Raw genomic sequence first — 4038 nt, 5'->3', positions numbered from 1 at the left:
TCCTTACAAAAATGTGCCTACTATTCAGGTAGTTTGTAAAGTATTATAATCTATTTATCATTTATTTTAAAGGAGTCGCTTATGTTTATTGTAAATCTTACCTATATCAAACTCCTTGATACAGTTGAAAAATTCTTAGAAAAATAAAAGTAATTACCAGTAGGGGGATGGTACTCTGGTTTCGTCTTTCCTTGAGCATAGCTCAACCTCCAAAATATAATCTAAAAAAATAATTTGTTTAGCAAACTATCTATTTTGTATAGTATGGCATAAATGCTTGACAAATAGCAAGAATGTGTTATAATGTGAATGAATATACAGATTAATTCATTCATAAAAGAGGCATAGAAATGGATAAAAAAAATGAGCTGTTGGCTGCGGCTAGGGAAGTATTTGCAGAAAAAGGCTATAAGGCAGCTGGAATTTCTGATATTGCTAAGAAGAGCCGTATGGCTGTCGGATCCTTTTACAAGTATTATGAGTCCAAGGAAGCTATCTTCTTGGAGGTTTATGTAGCTGAAAATAGCCGTATACGTGAGGGAATCATGCAACGCGTAGACTGGCGGGGCGAGCCCGAGACAATCGTTGAACAGCTTTTTGCAGTCACTTTTGAATTGATTTCACCCAATAAAATTCTGGCTGAGTGGAACAAGCCAGGCATTTCCCAGATTCTGCACGATTACTATAATCAGGATTCCGGACGAGCATCCAATGCCTTTCATCAGTTTCTGATTCAGACCTTCAGCCAGCGCTTGCAGGAAGAGGGCTTTTCGCAGGAGAAAATAGCTGAGATCATGAAGGTTTATGACTTGATTTTTTACATAGACATGCATGTCACAGAGCAGGAGTTTTCAGGCTACTTCGATAGTCTTGAGACTTTAGTGAAATATTTTGTTAAGGGAATTTTTTCCAAATAGAGGAAATTCCTTTTCTTGGAAGTAGACGTGAATGAATTTATATAACCATTCATTCACGAACAAAGGAGGTGATGGCTTATGTAGTCCGAATAGGAATGGGAAGAAATGTGATTGCATAAGTATAAAGTGAATTATTTTTTAAAAAGCTTTGAATGAATATTTGGAAGCGTTTATTCAAAAATAGAAAGTGAGGAAAAGAATGAATAAGCAAGGAGGATTTGCTATGAGTGGAATGGCTATTTTGGGTATCTGTCTGGTCGCAATTGGTCTTTTGACCATTGGCTACGGCGGTGCGACAGTTGGTTTTAGTTTAAGTGTGGATTTTCAGTCATTTTTAGTCGGAGGTCTCATCATTGTCCTAATCGGAGCTGCTTTGATTCCGGGCTTGCCGGCAGTTGCTAAGCTGATAGCACTGGCTTTGACAACTTTGTCATTGCTGATTTACATTCACATGATGCCAGATTTAGAGTTTATGCTTATGCTCATCTCTGATGTTGTGGTTTTAGGCTTTGCGGCTTGGTTTGCTATTCTTTTTTTAAGAAAGTAGGTGATGAAGATGATTGTAGTTTATGATTCAAATACTGGTATTGGAAAACGATTTGCAGAATCACTGGGCTATCCGACCCAGAGCATCAAGGAGAAACTGGAAGAGCCCTGTATTCTCATTACTCGAAATGCTGGTGCTGGGAAAATTCCGTGGTCTACCAAACGCTTTATTAAGAAACATCCTGGGCTGATTAAAGGTTTTGTTAACAATGGTGACTCTGTTAAACACGGCCGGACCTTCTGCGGAGCGACTGCCTTGATTATCGAAAAATATGGGCTCCAGCATATCTGCGATATTGACCAAGGCGGTAGTTCAGAAGATGTCAAGACTGTGCAGGCATTTTTGGCGGAGTGCTAGTCTCATCAAGTTTTGTATAAACAGACATTCAAGAATTTTCTCTTGGATGTCTTTTTTTATTCAAAAAACTAGAGTTCACCCCAAAATTCACCCCAAGTTCACCCTATTGCTTTTTGAGACTTCTAAAGGCTATTTCTCCTGCTGTTTGATTTACTGTTTCAGTAGTATTGACATAAGTCCTCGTTATTTGGATGTCACTATGAGTAAGTGCTTCTGAAATGGCCTCAAGAGAAAACCCTACTTGTTTAGCAAGATGTTGGAATTTATGAGGTCCTTGACGGATATTATTTTTCTTCATAGTATGTTGTGTTATAATGTAAATACGATTTGAATAAATTAAGATATCTCTGTAAATTCTGTAAATGTCACTTTGTGTGAACATGAGTACATTTGAATTTATAGAATGATAGGAGGTGGTTTACAATGATAAGTTTAGAGCTGATGTCTGAAGAAAATAGCATAGATGTTTATTCTTTTGAAAAAGAAAATCGGGAGTATTTTGAGCGGAATTTACCTCCTAGACCAGCTACCTATTTTGATTCAGAAGGTTTTAAAGAAATTACAAGAGAATTGTTAAGGGAACAAGAGAATCAGGATGTCTACATGCATCTTATTAGAGATGCACAAGGTACTATGGTTGGAAGAATCAATTTAAGTGTCTTAGAGGATGATCGAAAAACAGCAGAACTTGGATATAGGATCGGAGAAAATGTTACTAATTTAGGTTATGCAAGTGAAGCGGTTAAACTCGTTTTAGAAAAGGCCTTTACTACTTATGGTTTACATAAGATTATCGCGGGGACGGCAACGTACAATCTGGCTTCTCAGAGAGTGCTTTTAAAAAATGGTTTTACCTTTAGTAAAATCATAGAAAATGACTTTCAAATGAATAACGAGTGGATTCATACGGCAGTATTTGAGATAAGGAATCTATAGCATCATCATTACCAGCCGTTTGCCAAACCTCAACATTTCTAGTAGACATTCGTCTACTTTTTTTATTTCAAAGACTTTTAGGAATTACTTGAACTCTCAAATCCCATATATGTTTTTCTGAGTTACATGACAAAGTCTAACTTAATTTGCCGATCTAGGATATGTAAAAAGGTAGTTCAAAAATGTAGAACTACCTTTTGTTGATAATAATGAAATTAGATGTTAAAAAAATAGATAGAGTAAAAAACTAGAGAAAATTCTAAACAAACTACTTTAATATAGCTCTAGTTATCAGATTTTTGTGATTGAGAATGAATGGAAGTTATAGGATTACACAGAGTGAGTATTTCTTTTTGTTTTGATTGAGATACATGAGTGTAAATCTGAGTTACAGAAATAGAGCTATGTCCAAGTATTTGCTGTATATAACGAATATCTACATCTTTATCCAGTAGCATTGTAGCAAAGCTGTGTCTAAACATATGTGGCGTGATAGTTATAGATAAGTTGTTTTTCTTAACCAGCTTCTTTAAAATTAGACGTACGCTTTGTTCTGACAGTGCTTTAAGAGGATTTTGACCAGTAAATAAATAGTCATTAGGTCGGATGCAGTATTTATTTATATATGTTTTCAATAAACTAAAGGTTGTTTGGTCTCCTAAAAAGAGGATACGTTCTTTTTTTCCTTTCCCGATAATATGAAGTGTTCTATTTGAAAAATTAATATCTTTAAGATGAATATGACAAAGTTCAGAAATCCGAATGCCAGTTGAAAGTAATAAGGAAATGATTAGTAAATTTCTTTCAGCTTTTTGTTTTTGATATTTAGATTTTGAATAGATAACTTTTTGTTCTGAATATGAGTAGACACTTTTTAAAATATCATAAGGAATGGTTTTAGGTAATATTTTTTCCTTCCGAAATTGAAATCGTAGTTGATTAAAAGGATTTTCATCAATTATATCTTGAAATTTTAAATAGTTATAAAAAACCTTCAAACTTGCGATTTTTCGTCGTAGAGTGTTTGATTTTATATTTGATTTTGTTAAAAATTCAATATATGATTCAACATTATTGTAGTTTGAATTGTAAAATTGTAAAAGATCGTTTTTGTAAGCTCGAATTGTATGTGTGCTTAAACGTTTATGCGTTTTGCAGTAACTTAAGTAATTAGAAATAAGTTTAGAATCCATGAATATCTCCTTTAATAATAATCATGTTATTTTAAACTTATTTAGGCAATTTGTATAGTGATAATAAATAGTTATCAGTAGGAGAATG

The 4038-nt window shown here is 34.2% G+C and carries 5 protein-coding genes; 4 read left to right on the top strand and 1 reads right to left on the bottom strand.

The annotated features are described in order from the left end of the window. Positions 1–350 precede the first annotated feature (350 nt). The 4 genes from H7T97_RS10115 (at position 351) to H7T97_RS10100 (ending at position 2757) form a co-directional block, all read left to right on the top strand. Positions 351–917 carry a TetR/AcrR family transcriptional regulator gene (locus tag H7T97_RS10115; RefSeq protein ID WP_061564379.1) on the top strand — a complete coding sequence of 189 codons (567 nt, stop codon included), beginning with the start codon at positions 351–353 and terminating at the stop codon, positions 915–917. Between the two features lie 199 nt (positions 918–1116). Continuing rightward, positions 1117–1464 (top strand): hypothetical protein, encoded by a 348-nt coding sequence (locus H7T97_RS10110; RefSeq protein ID WP_061564378.1) that lies wholly within the window; start codon positions 1117–1119, stop codon positions 1462–1464. Further along, positions 1465–1821: a class Ib ribonucleoside-diphosphate reductase assembly flavoprotein NrdI gene (locus H7T97_RS10105; protein WP_182322084.1), complete on the top strand. Its 357-nt coding sequence runs from the start codon at positions 1465–1467 to the stop codon at positions 1819–1821. It abuts the gene before it with no gap. Between the two features lie 423 nt (positions 1822–2244). Further along, positions 2245–2757: a GNAT family N-acetyltransferase gene (locus H7T97_RS10100; protein WP_201090178.1), complete on the top strand. Its 513-nt coding sequence runs from the start codon at positions 2245–2247 to the stop codon at positions 2755–2757. A 284-nt stretch (positions 2758–3041) separates the two neighbouring features. Here the strand turns inward: H7T97_RS10100 and H7T97_RS10095 are convergent, their stop codons facing one another. Then, a complete protein-coding gene (locus tag H7T97_RS10095) occupies positions 3042–3950 on the bottom strand; it encodes a tyrosine-type recombinase/integrase (RefSeq protein WP_201090177.1) in 909 nt (302 codons plus the stop codon). Between the last annotated feature and the right edge of the window lie 88 nt (positions 3951–4038).

Origin of the sequence: Streptococcus parasanguinis (assembly GCF_016648925.1) — a bacterium.
GTDB lineage: Bacteria > Bacillota > Bacilli > Lactobacillales > Streptococcaceae > Streptococcus.
The sequence above is the reverse complement of the archived record's forward strand: the minus strand, read 5'-3'. Positions and strand labels throughout refer to the sequence as shown.